Below are 15,075 nucleotides of genomic sequence, written 5' to 3'. Positions count from 1 at the left end.
TCTTAGACCGAGCAACTTAAGACATTTTCATAGTTTACTAATGGGGTGATGAAGCCTTGCGGGTAAATCATATTATAATAGTTAAAAATTTGGGATCGTTAATATATAATGAAATATAGAAAGTATTTATTTCACAAAAGTTCATCCTAACATGTTAATTTGTCTCTTGTATTGTAAATTCTAGCTCTAAACTTGTATAACTCTGTAATAATAAATTAAAACATCTGAGGGCAATTCATGACGCAACTCGATCTTTGATTTGGTTTTCAAATATATATGAGGCACCCCTAAAACTTCCGGCATCGGGTAAAGAGCTTTTAGAAATTTTCATACCTCTTCTTTCCTCCCAGACCCTTTGGTCAAAAACGCTTCGTATAGATTGAAGTATTGAATCATCCTCATGAACAAGTTTACCCCCAAGAATGATAAGTTCAGGTTCAAAAAGGTGAGCTAATGAAACGAGTCCAAGTGCCCAATATTCTATACAATGATCAAGAATTTGTTTTGCACAATCATCCCCATTTTCAATATGCGTACGGAGTTCAGGAAAACCGATTGCACTTTCATTCCGCAAGCTGCTTTCCTCGTACAATTTATGTTCTTTGGCTAATTGAAGAAGAACCCTTTCCGAAGCTTCGCTTTCCAAACAGCCCGTTGAATTACAGGGTGCATTACATTTACGCCCATTTTGTTTAACAATTACATGTCCCCCTAAAAGTCCTTGTGAAAAATTCCGTCCGACCAAAACTTCGTCATTCATAATGACCGATGTTGCAATTCGATTTCCGATGGAAAACTGTAAAATATTTTCACAACCTTTACCCGCTCCATAACTCCATTCACCAAGAAGTTCTGCTCGTGTAATATTTTCCATTCGCAACTTCAAGCCAGTGTTTACCATTGCCCATTCTTTGAAATTGAAATTATGCATCTCCTCAGAATATTTGGATTTCGACAAGGGGGTCATACTTCGGTTGTCAACTATTCCATCCATGCAGAAACAAAGGCCAATACATTCTGTAATTTTAATCCCATGATTTTTGCAAAGCATACCTAGAGAATGAATAACTCTTGCTAAATGCCCCTTGAGTGATTCATCCGGAATGATATCAAGTTTTTCACTTACCAAGATTTCACCTTTCTGTACCAAGCCAACATTTGTTTCTTTGCTAAACTCAACAGCTGCCACAATATTATCAAACAAGCCACTTTTATGTGATATGACTTCAAACCAATTTTCAGTTACTTGATTCATTTGTTTAAATTCTTAAAATTAGGGTGCTCAAAACTCCCCCCCTGCCATAATGTTACCGGCTGCATTCCATCCAAAAGACCACGAATCTCGATCTCTGATAATGCTCGCTTCCATATACAAAACTCGTCCATTCTTCCACGTAATGCTCGATTGGTAACCACCTTAACACCTTCAGGATTCCATCCGCCTAACCTAGATTTCCCTGGGACCAATTTGAATTTATTTTTTAATTTATGAAGAGAAATAACTGTACCGTTTAAATAGGATCGCGTTTCCATTTGCTTGGATGAAATGACAGCAACCAAGTTGATCCATTTGTTTATCGGTGTAGTATATTTGTAGTCAGTTTCAACAATTCCTCGACCATGAATGCCAATCCAGCAATGACCGAGACGTGAAATTTGCCAATGCACATTATTAGGGCTCCAGCCATTAGAGTTAAATATTGGACTAAGAGTCGTGTCGCGCCTATCTATCTTGACCCAAGAAGAAAAGGTAAGTTCATCAAATTCTCCAGCAATATCCAACTCCACAAAATCTTCATTTCGATCAAAAAGTAGTGCTTTCTTTTCAGTCCATCGGCCTGTAACCCAGCGCGCATTTGAAATAATTCCATCAGAAACGATTGAGTTTTTACTTAAGTTTTTTAATTTGTTTCCCCTACTTTCAGTTTTCAAACCTTCTGGAAGAGTACTGGACTCGGACTCAAAAGAATCAAAAGAAAAACAGGCAATTAGATCAGGATCCGAAATAATTTTATTGAAATTTTGACGCCAACGAAGAAAACCAATGGAGCCAGGTTCAATAAAAATTTCAGTATCCATCTTTTCTAAATGTTCAATTACTCCATTGGCATATTTTACGGTCTGACCTTCCGTAACTTCAGAAAGTAATAATTTGGACCCTGGGTCCCTTGCATTAACCTGCCCATCAAATACATGCAATTTGCTAACTCCAGTCTCTCCATCGACCGACAACCCAAACTCAGTCCCCAAATCCACATAATTAACTCCTGGACTGGAAATTGTAAAACCTTTCGCCATTGCAGGGACTACCGCGCGTACATTTCCTCGATGAAGGACAACCAAAAGATCACTTTTGATGTCAAAACGAACGGATCCACTCATAAATAAATCTGCACCATTTGAGAATCGAATGTGTGCGATCCCGTTCTCAAGTTCATACCTTCCAATTCTGAACTGAGAATCAACAGGTGTCATACCAGCAGTGAATTTGGAGTTTACTTGATTGAGAACCGTAGCAACAAAAGGCTGTTCAATTAATTCTTCGGTTTGCTCGATTTCATTAATAAAGGTTTTCCTTTCATTCACTAAAAAAAATATGATCACTGCGGCTGCAGCAGAAATCGCCCAAGGCAGAAATCGAACAAGAAAATGAAGGCGAGTATTTTGATTAGGAGTTAAAGATACCGGTCCTTCAGATTTTTCTGCCAATCCTTCTTCAACCGTTGCCATTAACCGAAAGAAATTTCTGGCTTCAATATCACAATCCAAAATTTCATTTAACTTTGACCGCTCATCCTGGGACAAAGAGCCAACGAAATATTTTTCAATAATTTCTTTATGGTTATTTTTCATTTACTCGTGAACTCTCCGCTTTGGTTAATGATTTGCCGAAAAATTAAAAGATGATTTCGAATCCTTCGCCATCGTTTTTTCCACACAACTTGCCAACCCAACTCGGATACGTCGTAAAAGTTGGTAAAGCCCATCGGGGGTTTTTCGTAACTGTTTTGCTAAGTCCTTGATCGAATTTGCGGGATCATAGGCTTGTAAAATAAGACTTCTTTTTTGGGCAGGAAGTTTTTCCAAACAACGATCAAGAGCTTCAATCCACTTGCTCCTAACCGAGTCGCCCTCGATTCCCTCATTAAGCAACTTTTCAACAACACTATCATCTAATACAATTTTGTCCCTTGCTTTCGTTTGTCGAAACTTCAAAATTTCATAACGGGCAATCACGCACATCCACTTACCAAACCCATCCTCCGGATTACTAAGTTGGTCGAATTTGTTCCAAGCAACTATGCTAACCTCTTGCATGATTTCAGTAACATCCTGATAAGCAAAAACTCCAGCCCGCACATAGGCGCGAACAGATGGTTCATGCTTTGAAAGTAGACGCATGAATAAAACATGGTCAGATTGCGAATTATCAGTCATCAATAAAAACGAATGGTTTTCTGTAACGAGTTCAATTTAATTATATGAAATTAACATTATATACTCTCACAACGGATATTACCTAAATCTGACGATTTAATTTAATTTTGACACCCAATAACTTTCTTTCCCGAAAAAATGATTAAGACTGTTCTCTTTTTTTATTTTATAATCTTACATGAAAACTTTTAAAATAAGTTCAGTTGTAGTACTATTTACAGCAGTTATTGTATTAGGAGGGTACTTCCTAATGGATACCCCATCCAAAAAGAAATGGATTATTTCGGGCGGTGAACCCAATAGTAAGTATAACGAGGTGGCGCTATCCTTAAAAAAAATAATCGAAAAGAAAAATGATCTAGTAATAGAAATACAAAGCAGTTCAGGAAGTAAGGAAAATTTAACGAGGGTCAGTAACGGGATTGCTGATCTTTGCCTTGTACAAAATGACATTGAGGGAGACGAAAAAATTCGTTCCATTGCAACCCTTTATGAAGAAGTTTTGCATGTCATTGTCAAGGAGGACACAACTAGTATATCTGAATTATCAGGGTGTTCGATCTCAATTGGGCCAAAGGGTGGTGGAACTGAAAATCTTGCTCTTGCAACCTTGGAACAATTGGGAATTAAAAGAAAAGATATTTCCTGTCGTAAAGAAAGTCTTCAATCAGGCTTACTTGCACTAAAGAATGGGAAAACCAAGGCAGTATGTGCAGTTACTGGGATAGGAAACTTAAGTATTAAACAATTTCTTGAAGAAGGGGGTCATAAACTGCTTTTTTTAGGAAAAGATATTTCTGAAAATACTAAATATGTCTATCCTTACATTCATCCAGCGGTTATTCCATCCGGAGCTTACCCCATTTCGCCAGGAAAAGGTTTACCCGAAAATAAAATCCCAACCATAGGAACCAGGGTCGTTCTTGCATGCCAAAACAATTTATCAAATGACGATATATTCTGGCTCACACATTTTATTGCTGAAAATAAAGCATCACTCGTCCGCAGTCACCCCCTTTTAGCCCAAATGGGCTCTCCTCAAGATTTAAATCAAATTCAATTTCCGATCCATGAAGGTGCAGAGTTACATTACGACAGAAATGAACCCAGTTTTTTTCAGGAATGGTCAGAAACCATAGGCCTAATTCTCTCAATTCTTGCAATTGCTTGGGGTGCAACAACAACCATTCGGCAGATTATTCTGATGCGCTTAAAAGACAGTCTGGACAAATACTTCGAAAAAGTGGATGCCATTACCTCAGAACTAATAGACAGCGTAGACGAAAAAAGAGCTAAAGAAATTGCTAAAGAATTACATGACATCAGAAGGGAAACCACAAAAAAGCTAATCGCAGAAGAGTTAGCAACCGACGACTCATTTGTTATATTTCAGCGTCAACTTCACACGGCTCAACAACTGATGAACGAAACCCTGCGTAAAAGAAAGATTTAAATTCCGATTGTTTGATGAATAAGTTTCGTAACCCAACTTTAGGGTTACCCACCCTTACTCTTTAGATTGAATAAATCGTTCAAAATCTGACATTTCAACTCGGCTTCCAACTACAAGAGGGGTGCGTTGATGAATGCTGGTGGGTTCAATATCCATAACCCGCCTTTCGCCGTCCAATGCGATACCTCCAGCCTGCTCCGCAAGTAAGGCAACCGGGTTTGCTTCGTAAAGCAAACGCAGTTTCCCTTCCGAATTTTCATTGGTTGGTGGATAAAGAAAAACACCTCCCTTAAGCAATGTGCGGTGAAAATCAGCAACCATTGAACCGATATAACGGGAAGAATAATTCACGCCAAGTACTCCGGAGCGCAAACGATCAATATACTCGCCATAGCGAGCAGGAAAACCATCCCGATAAGCCTCATTGACCGAGTAATATTTTCCCTGCTCGGGCATTGTCATATTTTCGTGGCTCAATACATAGGCACCGATGGCAGGATCCAGAGTAAATCCATGCACTCCGTGACCAGCACTGTAAACTAGAATAGTGGAGGATCCATAAACTACATAACCAGCTGCAATCTGTTTACTTCCTGGCTGAAGAACCCATTTTTCGGGATTATCCATAGCCACACCATCAGGTTTACGTAAAATAGAAAAAGTTGTACCAACACTTACATTAACATCAATATTAGAAGATCCATCAAGGGGATCAAAAACCACAGCATATTTTGCTTCGTCAGATCCTTTATGCACAAGCATCGGTTCCTCATTTTCCTCCGACGCTAAAACGCCAATACTCTCCCGAGCACTAAGGCAATGAACCAGTGCTTCATTGGAAATTACATCTAATTTTTGCTGAATTTCTCCCTGAACATTAATATCTCCATGTTCACCAAGCACATCTGTCAATCCCGCACGCCTCACCTGAGCCTGAATCATTTTCGTGGCTAAAGTAATTCCTGAAAGGAGGAAAGAAAACTCCCCGGATGCACCGGGAAAACGTTTTTGTTCACGCATAATGTGCTGCTGAACAGTGATAATAGAAGAATTACTTAAAGGCATGAGTCGAATTGGATTAATTAAAGTTTCTTTTATAACAAGTCCTAACTCAAAGTCCAAGAACGATTCTATTTCTTGTTTAAAGCAAAGTTCATGATTGCCATCCTGATTTCATCAAAAAAGAGTGCCCACATGAAAAGTATAATTTTTCACCAAAGTTTTAATCTGGCAATCCTCGGTTTTTTTCTTTGTCAAATTATTGTCCATGCTTCCGAAAAAAAGAATGTTTTATTCATTATATCTGACGATTTAACTTATACTGCCCTATCCTGCTATGGTAACAAAATTTGCAAAACTCCTAACATTGATAAGTTAGCGAAGCAAGGTACCCGATTCACCCAAGCCTATTGTCAGGCTACTTATTGCGGCCCTTCGCGGGCATCCTTTATGTCTGGATATTATCCTCACGCAACGGGTGCCTTAGGGTACAAGAATCCTCGACCTCAAATTGGGGAGCGGAGCACGTGGTCCCAGCACTTCCGAAATCATGGGTACCATGCAGCTCGGATCAGTAAAATATTTCACATGGGAGTACCGGGGGGAATTGAAAGTGGCGAGGACGGAGCAGATGATTTGCTTTCATGGGATGAGAAATACAACAGCAAAGGACCGGAGTGGCGTGCACCTGGTGATGGAGAGACTTTGCAAAAAAATCCAGACGGAAAAAAACCTGTCGTTGGAGGCAACACCTTTGTTGTGGTTGAAGCGGATGGAGATGATCTCGTTCATTCAGATGGCAAAACTGCAAAGAAAGCCGTCGAATTAATCAAGAAATACGAAAATATGGAAAAACCCTTTTGGCTAGGAGTTGGATTCGTGCGACCCCATGTTCCATTCGTTGCGCCAAGAAAATATTACAAACCCTTCAAGCCATATTCAAATATGGTTCTGCCCGAAAAGTTCCCCGACGACTGGAATGACATTCCCAAAGCCGGGATCAATTACTGCACCAGTAAAAACATGCAGATGGATATTCGAAGGCAAAAAAAAGCGGTCGGTGGATACTACGCCTCCGTAGCCTATCTCGATGCCCAAGTGGGCAAGGTTATGGATGCTTTGGAAAAGTCAGGGAAGCGTGATAAAACGATAGTAATCTTCACCAGTGACCATGGATTCCACCTCGGAGAGCATGATTTCTGGGCCAAAGTAAGCCTTCGGGATGAATCCGCAAAAGTACCATTAATAATAAGCGTTCCAGGTAAAAAGCCTGCTGTCTGTAATTCGTTTGTAGAATTACTCGACCTCTACCCAACTGTTACAAGCTTATCCGGTTTACCCGAGCAGAGTAGGTTGCAGGGAAAGGATATTTCAAAAATGCTTGATGATCCTTCCCATACGGTTCGCCAAGAAGCATTTTCAGTCGCTCCCATGCGGAAGGGCTTTTTACTTAGAAATAAACAATGGGCTTTCATTCAATATGGTGAAAATCTACCACACAAATTGAATGGTGGCTTCGAGCATGGCGGGAATGGAATCGAGCTTTTCGAAATGGAGCAAGATCCACAACAATTTATCAATCTCGCCGATACTTTAAAATACCTACCTGTAGTCCAATCCTTTCGAAAAAAATTAAAAGAGAAATTAATCGCTGTCCGCAAGAATGACTTGATCAACTAATTTCTTAATAATACTAAGCTTAAAAAATACTTCGAAAATCAACATATGAATGAATTTTATTTACTAATTTGCATCATAATTATAACTCTCATTGCTTTAATTTTCTTTAGAAAAAAGGAAAAGAAAACATTAGGTAAGTCACCGATTAAGGCTACCAACCCATACGGTATTTTGTTAGACAACTTACTAAAACAAAAAAAAGGGAAAGAACTGACTTCGGAACAGAGGTCTATCATTGAAAGTAACATTGGTTTATACCATTGGTTACCGAAAGACTTGATCGCACCCTGGGAAGAGAGGATCATTTGTTTCCTTGAGGAATTTCCAATCACTTTCATGAAGAGGGAAATGCCGACTAAAGAAATGGAAATCCTAGTTGCTGCAGAAGCTTGTTTATTAATTGTAAATCGACCTCTTTCTGACTATCGACATCTCAAGGCAATTCATTTATGGGAGGACGAAATAAATGGAAATAAAAATGCACGAGGAAGTGCAACTCGATTTGAAATTAGCTTAAGTTGGAATTACTTGAAGCAATCCATTAAAAAAGCAAGAGATGGGCACAATCTAACATTGCATGAATTCGCTCACTTAATTGACTTTGCGGATGATGGAATTGCCCAAAGTATTCCTGTTTCACGAAATTCAAAAGATTTCAAGCAATGGCAGGAATTAGTAAACAACGAACATAAAAAATTGATGCAAGCATACGAAGGAGGAAAGAACTATTCAATACGTGCCTATGGTGGATATGAGAGCATCAAGGGAGACAAACCGGAACTTTTTTCCTGCGGAACCTCCGCTTTTTTTGAACGCGGATCCAGATTGAAGAGGGAATGCCCTGCAATCTATAATGCACTGCAAGAATTTTATGGAATTGATCCCGCCAATTGGAGAAAAGCAGAATAGATTAATTGCTTGCTGGAAAACAGCAATTAAAATTTCCTAATAAAAAGATAAATATTTTAGGGGATTTATCGTTTTATTCAACAGTAACAGATTTGGCTAAGTTACGGGGTTTATCGACATCCAATCCCCGTAGTCGAGCAAAATGATAGGCAAATAGTTGAAGAGGTAAATTAGCTAAAATGGGTCGAATTACCTCATGAGCATCAGGAATACGAAAAATGTCATCCGCTGCTTCCGGAGGAATTTCCACAGATTGAGGTGCAATCGCTAGCACAGGCCCTTTCCGTGCTTTTACTTCCTGCATATTCGCAATGGTCTTTGAGGAGAGTTCTGTCCCTTCCACAATAAAAACAGAAGGACATTCTGGATTAATAAGGGCGATTGGCCCATGTTTTAATTCAGCTGCCGGGTAACCTTCAGCATGGGCATAGGATATCTCTTTCAACTTGAGTGCACCTTCGAGTGCAACTGGATAAAGACTTTGCCGACCCAGAAAAAGCAAGTGTTCTGCCTTGGAATACTTAGTCGCAAGTTCTTTAATTTGATCGCCCTTTTGCAAAACTTCTTCGACTAATTTTGGCAATTTATTCAGTCCATCCACAATGGCCTGTCCATCCGTTGGTGAAAGGTCGCGCATTCGACCGAGAGCAAGCCCAAGCATCGCACATAGGCAAGCCTGTGAGGAAAATGCCTTGGTGGAGGCAACTCCGATTTCCGGGCCAACACGTTGGTAAACTCCACCATCAGTCTCTCGTGCGAGGGATGAGCCAACAACATTGGTAATCCCCAATGTTAAGAGACCTTTTGTTTTTGCCTCCCGAACGGCTTCAAGAGTGTCCAGAGTCTCTCCCGATTGGCTCACTGCAATAACCAAAGAATTTCCCGCTTTGGGTGAATTCCGGTAACGAAATTCGGACGCATGCTCAACTTCAACAGGTACACGGGCTAACTTTTCAATTAAATATTCGCCTACCATGCATGCATGCCGAGCCGTTCCACAAGCAACGAAAATAATGCGGTCTAAGTTTCGCAACTCATCTTCGTGCCCTTCCAGTCCCCCTAACTTCGCAGTTGTTCCATCTTCTCCAAATCGACCACGAAGTGTATTTTCTAAGGCCTTGGGTTGCTCGTATATTTCCTTTTCCATGTAGGAGTCATAATCCCCCAATTCGACTTCTTCAGAGATCTGCTCAACAGGATGTGAAATTGCTTGGGTTTCTTGTCCCTCCATCGTTGAAATCCGAAACTCATTACCTTTAAGAATGGCTAATTCGCCATCGTTTAGGAAAACTGCCTCTTTCGCACGACCCACAAATGCCGAGGCATCACTGGCAATAAAATTGGCATCTTCACCCAATCCTACAACAAGGGGCGAACCCCGTCTTGCACCAATCATAGTTTCCGGATAATCCAAGCATAACACAGCAATCCCGTACGCGCCTCGGCATTGAGGAAGTGCAGAGCGCACTGCATCGATAAACCTGTCTTCTCCTTCCGGTAATTCTGAATAATGATAGGCAATAAGATTGCATAAAACCTCAGAATCAGTTTCTGAAACAAAACTAATTCCTTTACCCGCAAGAAATTTCTTAAGAGTTCCAAAGTTTTCAATCACTCCATTGTGAACCATCACAAATTTTCCGTCTTGGCTCATATGAGGATGAGTATTTGAAACGGTAACCGCGCCGTGTGTTGCCCAGCGGGTATGGGCAATACCAAGAGAAGAGGAAGAAGCCTTTTTATGAACCGATTCCGCTAAATTCTTCACCCTACCTGTTTCACGGGCCATCGAAAATTCATTTCCTTCGTGAAATGCAACCCCTGCTGAATCATAACCCCGATACTCAAGTCTTTTGAGACCATCTATCAGTGATTCTTGGGCTGCACCTTTACCTAAATATCCAATTATTCCACACATTAATAGATTCATAGAGGTTCACGATAAAAGGTTCAAACTCTAAACTCTGTATTTTAATGAGCAGAAAATCTGCAAATTTATAAATTTTCAGGGGGTAAAGTTTCTACAATTTACAAAGATTTATTTAATTTCCTCGCAACTTATTCCAAAGCCTTTCAATACATGGAAAGTGAAAACGATTTGGTTACAATTAATTATTTTAAAAGTATTTTGTTTTGGTTCCTCTCTCATAACTATTGGAAGTGAAAAACCGAACTTTATTATGATTGTTTCAGAAAGTCATCCTACAAGTGCAGTGGGTTCTTACAAGGGATATTTATCTGATATAAATCCCACGCCCAACCTAGATTTAATTTCGCAAAAAAGTAGCGTATTTACGAATGCCTTCTGTACAAATGCTGTTTCTGGTCCTAGCTCGGCAGTAATTTTAACCGGAAAACATTCCCACTTAAATGGATTTATCCAGAACGGTAATAAATTCAACACATCCCAAAACTATCTACCAAAAATTTTACAAGAAATAGGGTACCAAACCGCACTCTTTGGTAGATGGGATCTCGGTACAGAACCAGAGTGTTTTGATAACTGGTCCATATTAGCAGATCCAACAGAAAAATATAACCCCGAGTTTTTAAACTCAAAAAGTCAAAAAAGAATTGAAGGACATTCAACTGACATTATTACAGATTTGGCTCTAGATTGGTTACATAAAAAGAGAAATGAAAAGCCCTTCTTCCTACTGATTCAATTTAATGCCACCAACAATCCCTGGATGCCTGCGATTCGGCATTTGAGGCTTTATGATGATAAACTTTTACCAGAACCTGTTAATTTCATTGATGAACACGCCGGAAAAGCCAGTCCCGCCCGCTATCAATCGATGGAAATCAAACAAGACCTCAAACTTTCAAATGATCTTTTTTTTCCATCCGAACAGTCAGATGGTAATCAATCAAATGAGACGGAGAATTCAAATAGCCAAAAGAACTTGAATCTTATGACCCCCGAGCAACACTCGGCATGGACGCTCTCCTGGAGACCAAAAAATGAAGCGTTCCTTAGAGAAAATCAATCCAAGGAGAATATTTTACAATGGAAATTTCAACGCTTCACCAAAAACTACCTTCGGTGCGTCAGTGGAATTGACGAGAATATCAAAAGAATTAATGATTCTTTAACCGCAACTAATAACACTAGTGCCTTCTTTGTTTACACATCGAACCATGGCCGCTTTTTGGGTGAACATGGATGGTTTGGGTCCAGGTGGATCTATGAAGAATCGAGTAAAATTCCTCTTATCATAAGAAAACCTTTAGGTTTATCCTCCCCTAAGACAGTATCTTCGCTTGTACAGAATATTGATCTTGCCCAAACAATTCTCGACTATGCCGGCTTTCAAGAAGGCAAGGGGATGCAGGGAAAGTCAATGAGTCAATTGTTAGATAATGAAGATTCAAATAATACATGGAGGAACTCAATTTATTTCCATCACAATGAATTCCCGGGTGATCAAATGATTGCAAAACATTATGGCATTCGAACCCTCAAACATAAATTAATTCATTTTTATCAATTCGATGAATGGGAATTTTATGATTTGGAAAATGACCCCACTGAATCCAAAAATCTTTACAGTAAAGAATCCTACAGTTCTGAATTAGAAAAAATGAAACAACTACTAATCAGGAATCGAACAAAATATTTAGACCGATCCGATATTTCAATAATGCCGGAAGAATGGAGAAAAATTTATAGAGGGCCTGAAGCTAGAAAAGAATAAATAAACAACTATTTGCCTGTAAAACAGGATAAATCCCAACAAAAACATAAAAAAGCTTGTAGGATATTAAATATCCCTTATGTTTATAACAAAGGAATGCATATCCTGAAAGGTGTCGTTTGGGAGGACGGCACCTTTCATCTTTTATTCACATTTTGGGGCTTTTTATTATTGTAATAAAAGAGTTTCTAGTAAAAGAATTTTAATTTTTCAAATTATGATCATTCGCAAAATGAACTACCTTTTCAAAGCATTACCTTTCCTTTATTTAGCCTTTTTTAACTTGATTCAGGCAAAGGTGGATCGTCCCAATATATTATTTGTCTTTACTGATGATCATGCTCCTCATGCAATCGGTGCTTATAATGGATGGTTAAAATCGGTGAACCCGACTCCGGTAATCGATAAACTTGCCCGTGACGGTATGCTTTTTGTAAACAGCTTCTGCACAAATTCAATTTGTGGTCCCAGTCGAGCAGTTATTCAAACTGGAAAGCACAGTCATAAGAATGGGTTTATGAATAACGGAAATACTTTTGACTGGAATCAACAAACTTTTCCAAAGCTTCTCCAAAAGGCAGGATACCAAACTGCAATTTATGGAAAAAGTCACCTGAAGGGAAAACCATTAGGATATGATGATTGGGCGGTTCTTCCCGGGCAAGGTCTCTATTACAATCCTGATATGATCTTTCCCGATGGGAAAAAACGGGTAGACGGGTATTGCACGGATGTGGTGACCGATTTGGCTGTCGAGTGGCTTAAGGAAAAAAGATCCGATAAACAACCATTTATGCTTATGGTTCAACATAAGGCTCCGCATCGGAATTGGATGCCTGCCCTGAGGCATTTGTCACTTTATGACGATGTTATAATTCCTGAACCACCTACCCTATTCGATGAGTGGAAAGATAATGCACCAGGGGCAAGGCTGCAGGAACTGGAAATCGATCGGCATATGGATTTAAATTACGATCTATTCGTAGATTTGACTCCTGAATTTAATCAACCCCCCTCTCAGTTAAGACAGGACCGGTCCGCTTGGCACAACATGAAAAGAATGAGCCCCGAACAACTTAAGGCATGGAGGGCCCACTATGCACCGAGAGATGAAGCTTTTCGAAAGGCCAAACTTTCGGGTAAAGATCTCATCCGTTGGAAATTTCAAAGATATGCGAAAAACTACCTTCGATGCGTGAAGGGAGTCGATGAAAGCGTAGATCGACTCCAAAAAGAACTTACCCGACTAGGTTTAGATCAAAATACGATAGTCATCTATTCATCCGATCAAGGATTCTATATTGGAGATCATGGGTGGTATGATAAAAGGTGGATGTATGAGGAATCCCTTAAAATGCCTCTCATTGTCAAATGGCCAGGTGTAATCAAGCCGGGCAGTCGTGAAACTGAATTGGTGCAGAACTTGGATTATGCGCAAACATTTCTTGAAATCGCCGGTGCCACCCAACCTAAAGATATGCAGGGTCTTTCATTAGTGCCCTTGATGAAAGGGGAAAAGCCTAAAAAATGGAGAAGCGAGATTTACTATCATTATTACGAATATCCAAGCGTCCACATGGTTCCACGCCATTATGGTATTCGTACCAAGCGGCACAAACTCATGCACTTCTATCAGTTTAAAAATGAATGGGAAATGTACGATCTTAACAAAGATCCTGACGAACTTTCTAATCTTTATGGAAAAAAAGAAACCATGAAATTACAAAATAAGCTCAAGCAAAGGCTCAAAAATTTACAAAAGTCTTACGAAGATGAGAGTGATATGTCCGTTCGGGAGGACTATATCAAAGAGTTCAGAAAAAAATCCTAAATTAAATATTTAGCTGCTTACCATCCGATATTAACTCAATAATACTCGGATGAAGCCAATCCTTCAATGACCATTTCTTGGCAAGTACTCGATAACGATTTGGCTTTTTATGCAGACTCGGTTCGTAGTCAGTATAAAATGCAGTAAGCAAATTTCCTTTTTTATCTAACAAAACTGTCGATGGATAACCAATGTCCTTAGCTTCAGATCCAAACTGATGAATGACCCAAGGCGGTCTCCAAGTGATACCTCCATCAATGCTAATCCTCGCACCGATTCCCATAAGCCCGCGATTACGAATTCCATAGGTCATCAAGAGGCATTTCTCAGAAAGGATCGTTAAGTCAGCTGGATGCTGCATTGGTAAAGTAAGAGGACCTTTATCTTTCCACCTTTTCCCCTGGTTTGAAAGTTCACAAAGTTTTACATGGTGATCAATATGTGTCCTCGTTGCGGCGAGCACTCGTCCATCCTCTAGCTTACATAATGTAGCTTCATTAGAATCATTAGATCCGAACTTTAAAGACCGTGTCCATGTTTCACCATCATCTTCGGAAATAATCATCCATGTTTCACTTGGATTTCCTTGCCCATGTGATCGATAAGATGAATATGCCAATTCCTTATTCTCTAATTGTATGACTCGACCAAAGGGAATAGTGGATTCAATTCCTTTTGGAACAACAGGATTACTTTGGACCTCCCAAGACTTACCCCGGTCCTTTGATCTAGATAACCAATGACCTGAAAACCCGACAAATTTTTCATCTTTAACAAAAAAGCCGCTGTTAAAGCAGAGCAAATCTCCATTATGTGCCTGACCAACTGCTAAATGCATCCGGTTTCCACCCTTCGGCTTTTTCGCAACTACCGATAATTTTTTCCATTTTTTCCTATTGCGATCACTAAGAGAGCAAACCAAGTCACCTTCCATCAGTCCATGGCTAGGGGCATTAAAATAAGTACAAAGAACTTGCCCGTTGTTTAACTTGATAAGGTTAGGCCAACCACATGCGTTTGTTGCAATTACTACAAGTTGATTCATAAATTCAATAAACTTTACGAAG

The 15,075-nt window shown here is 39.6% G+C and carries 11 protein-coding genes; 5 read left to right on the top strand and 6 right to left on the bottom strand.

Annotation, left to right across the window (positions count from 1 at the left end):
• Positions 1-235: 235 nt before the first annotated feature.
• Genes ACKPQ5_RS00265 through ACKPQ5_RS00255 form a run of 3 tightly spaced genes read right to left on the bottom strand, consistent with a single transcriptional unit; the run spans position 236 to position 3,438 of the window.
• On the bottom strand, positions 236-1,255 hold the full coding sequence (locus ACKPQ5_RS00265; protein ID WP_407677079.1) for an ROK family protein: 1,020 nt from the start codon (positions 1,253-1,255) through the stop codon (positions 236-238).
• On the bottom strand, positions 1,252-2,853 hold the full coding sequence (locus ACKPQ5_RS00260) for a LamG-like jellyroll fold domain-containing protein (RefSeq protein ID WP_407677078.1): 1,602 nt from the start codon (positions 2,851-2,853) through the stop codon (positions 1,252-1,254). The genes ACKPQ5_RS00265 and ACKPQ5_RS00260 overlap by 4 nt, the downstream gene beginning before the upstream one ends.
• Positions 2,854-2,877: 24 nt before the next feature.
• The gene (locus tag ACKPQ5_RS00255) at positions 2,878-3,438 is read right to left on the bottom strand and encodes a sigma-70 family RNA polymerase sigma factor (protein ID WP_407677077.1); all 561 of its coding nucleotides are present in this window, start codon (positions 3,436-3,438) and stop codon (positions 2,878-2,880) included.
• A gap of 178 nt (positions 3,439-3,616) precedes the next feature.
• On the opposite strand from ACKPQ5_RS00255, the gene ACKPQ5_RS00250 reads away from it, so the two are divergent.
• Complete coding sequence (locus tag ACKPQ5_RS00250; RefSeq protein ID WP_407677076.1) at positions 3,617-4,891, top strand: TAXI family TRAP transporter solute-binding subunit; 1,275 nt, start codon at positions 3,617-3,619, stop codon at positions 4,889-4,891.
• Positions 4,892-4,945: 54 nt separating this feature from the next.
• Here ACKPQ5_RS00250 and fbp read toward each other — a convergent pair whose 3' ends face one another.
• The gene (gene fbp / locus ACKPQ5_RS00245; protein WP_407677086.1) at positions 4,946-5,935 is read right to left on the bottom strand and encodes a class 1 fructose-bisphosphatase; all 990 of its coding nucleotides are present in this window, start codon (positions 5,933-5,935) and stop codon (positions 4,946-4,948) included.
• Positions 5,936-6,085: 150 nt separating this feature from the next.
• Between fbp and ACKPQ5_RS00240 the strand changes: the two genes are divergently transcribed.
• Positions 6,086-7,570 carry a sulfatase gene (locus ACKPQ5_RS00240; protein ID WP_407677075.1) on the top strand — a complete coding sequence of 495 codons (1,485 nt, stop codon included), beginning with the start codon at positions 6,086-6,088 and terminating at the stop codon, positions 7,568-7,570.
• 45 nt (positions 7,571-7,615) lie between these two features.
• Entirely contained in the window at positions 7,616-8,479 is an 864-nt protein-coding gene (locus ACKPQ5_RS00235; RefSeq protein ID WP_407677074.1) for a zinc-dependent peptidase, read from the top strand.
• Between the two features lie 73 nt (positions 8,480-8,552).
• Here the strand turns inward: ACKPQ5_RS00235 and glmS are convergent, their stop codons facing one another.
• Positions 8,553-10,409: a glutamine--fructose-6-phosphate transaminase (isomerizing) gene (glmS, locus tag ACKPQ5_RS00230; RefSeq protein ID WP_407677073.1), complete on the bottom strand. Its 1,857-nt coding sequence runs from the start codon at positions 10,407-10,409 to the stop codon at positions 8,553-8,555.
• Positions 10,410-10,659: 250 nt separating this feature from the next.
• Between glmS and ACKPQ5_RS00225 the strand changes: the two genes are divergently transcribed.
• Both ACKPQ5_RS00225 and ACKPQ5_RS00220 read left to right on the top strand, forming a co-directional pair.
• Positions 10,660-12,177, top strand: a complete 1,518-nt coding sequence (locus ACKPQ5_RS00225) for a sulfatase/phosphatase domain-containing protein (RefSeq protein ID WP_407677072.1) — start codon at positions 10,660-10,662, stop codon at positions 12,175-12,177.
• A 232-nt stretch (positions 12,178-12,409) separates the two neighbouring features.
• On the top strand, positions 12,410-14,008 hold the full coding sequence (locus ACKPQ5_RS00220; protein ID WP_407677071.1) for a sulfatase family protein: 1,599 nt from the start codon (positions 12,410-12,412) through the stop codon (positions 14,006-14,008).
• Position 14,009: 1 nt separating this feature from the next.
• On the opposite strand, the gene ACKPQ5_RS00215 is transcribed toward ACKPQ5_RS00220, so the two are convergent.
• Positions 14,010-15,053: a sialidase family protein gene (locus ACKPQ5_RS00215; protein ID WP_407677070.1), complete on the bottom strand. Its 1,044-nt coding sequence runs from the start codon at positions 15,051-15,053 to the stop codon at positions 14,010-14,012.
• Between the last annotated feature and the right edge of the window lie 22 nt (positions 15,054-15,075).

The organism is Candidatus Seribacter sulfatis, from assembly GCF_964187635.1.
In the GTDB taxonomy this organism is placed as follows: Bacteria; Verrucomicrobiota; Verrucomicrobiia; order Opitutales; family Seribacteraceae; genus Seribacter; species Seribacter sulfatis.
Note: the sequence above shows the minus strand (reverse complement) of the source record. Positions and strands in the feature narration are given on the sequence as shown.

Bases quoted from the DNA above. Each gene is read 5' to 3' on its own strand.
- ACKPQ5_RS00265 (WP_407677079.1), bottom strand. From the start codon at position 1,255: ATGAATCAAGTAACTGAAAATTGGTTTGAAGTCATATCACATAAAAGT.
- ACKPQ5_RS00260 (WP_407677078.1), bottom strand. From the start codon at position 2,853: ATGAAAAATAACCATAAAGAAATTATTGAAAAATATTTCGTTGGCTCT.
- ACKPQ5_RS00255 (WP_407677077.1), bottom strand. From the start codon at position 3,438: ATGACTGATAATTCGCAATCTGACCATGTTTTATTCATGCGTCTACTT.
- ACKPQ5_RS00250 (WP_407677076.1), top strand. From the start codon at position 3,617: ATGAAAACTTTTAAAATAAGTTCAGTTGTAGTACTATTTACAGCAGTT.
- ACKPQ5_RS00240 (WP_407677075.1), top strand. From the start codon at position 6,086: ATGAAAAGTATAATTTTTCACCAAAGTTTTAATCTGGCAATCCTCGGT.
- ACKPQ5_RS00235 (WP_407677074.1), top strand. From the start codon at position 7,616: ATGAATGAATTTTATTTACTAATTTGCATCATAATTATAACTCTCATT.
- glmS (WP_407677073.1), bottom strand. From the start codon at position 10,409: ATGAATCTATTAATGTGTGGAATAATTGGATATTTAGGTAAAGGTGCA.
- ACKPQ5_RS00225 (WP_407677072.1), top strand. From the start codon at position 10,660: ATGATTGTTTCAGAAAGTCATCCTACAAGTGCAGTGGGTTCTTACAAG.
- ACKPQ5_RS00220 (WP_407677071.1), top strand. From the start codon at position 12,410: ATGAACTACCTTTTCAAAGCATTACCTTTCCTTTATTTAGCCTTTTTT.
- ACKPQ5_RS00215 (WP_407677070.1), bottom strand. From the start codon at position 15,053: ATGAATCAACTTGTAGTAATTGCAACAAACGCATGTGGTTGGCCTAAC.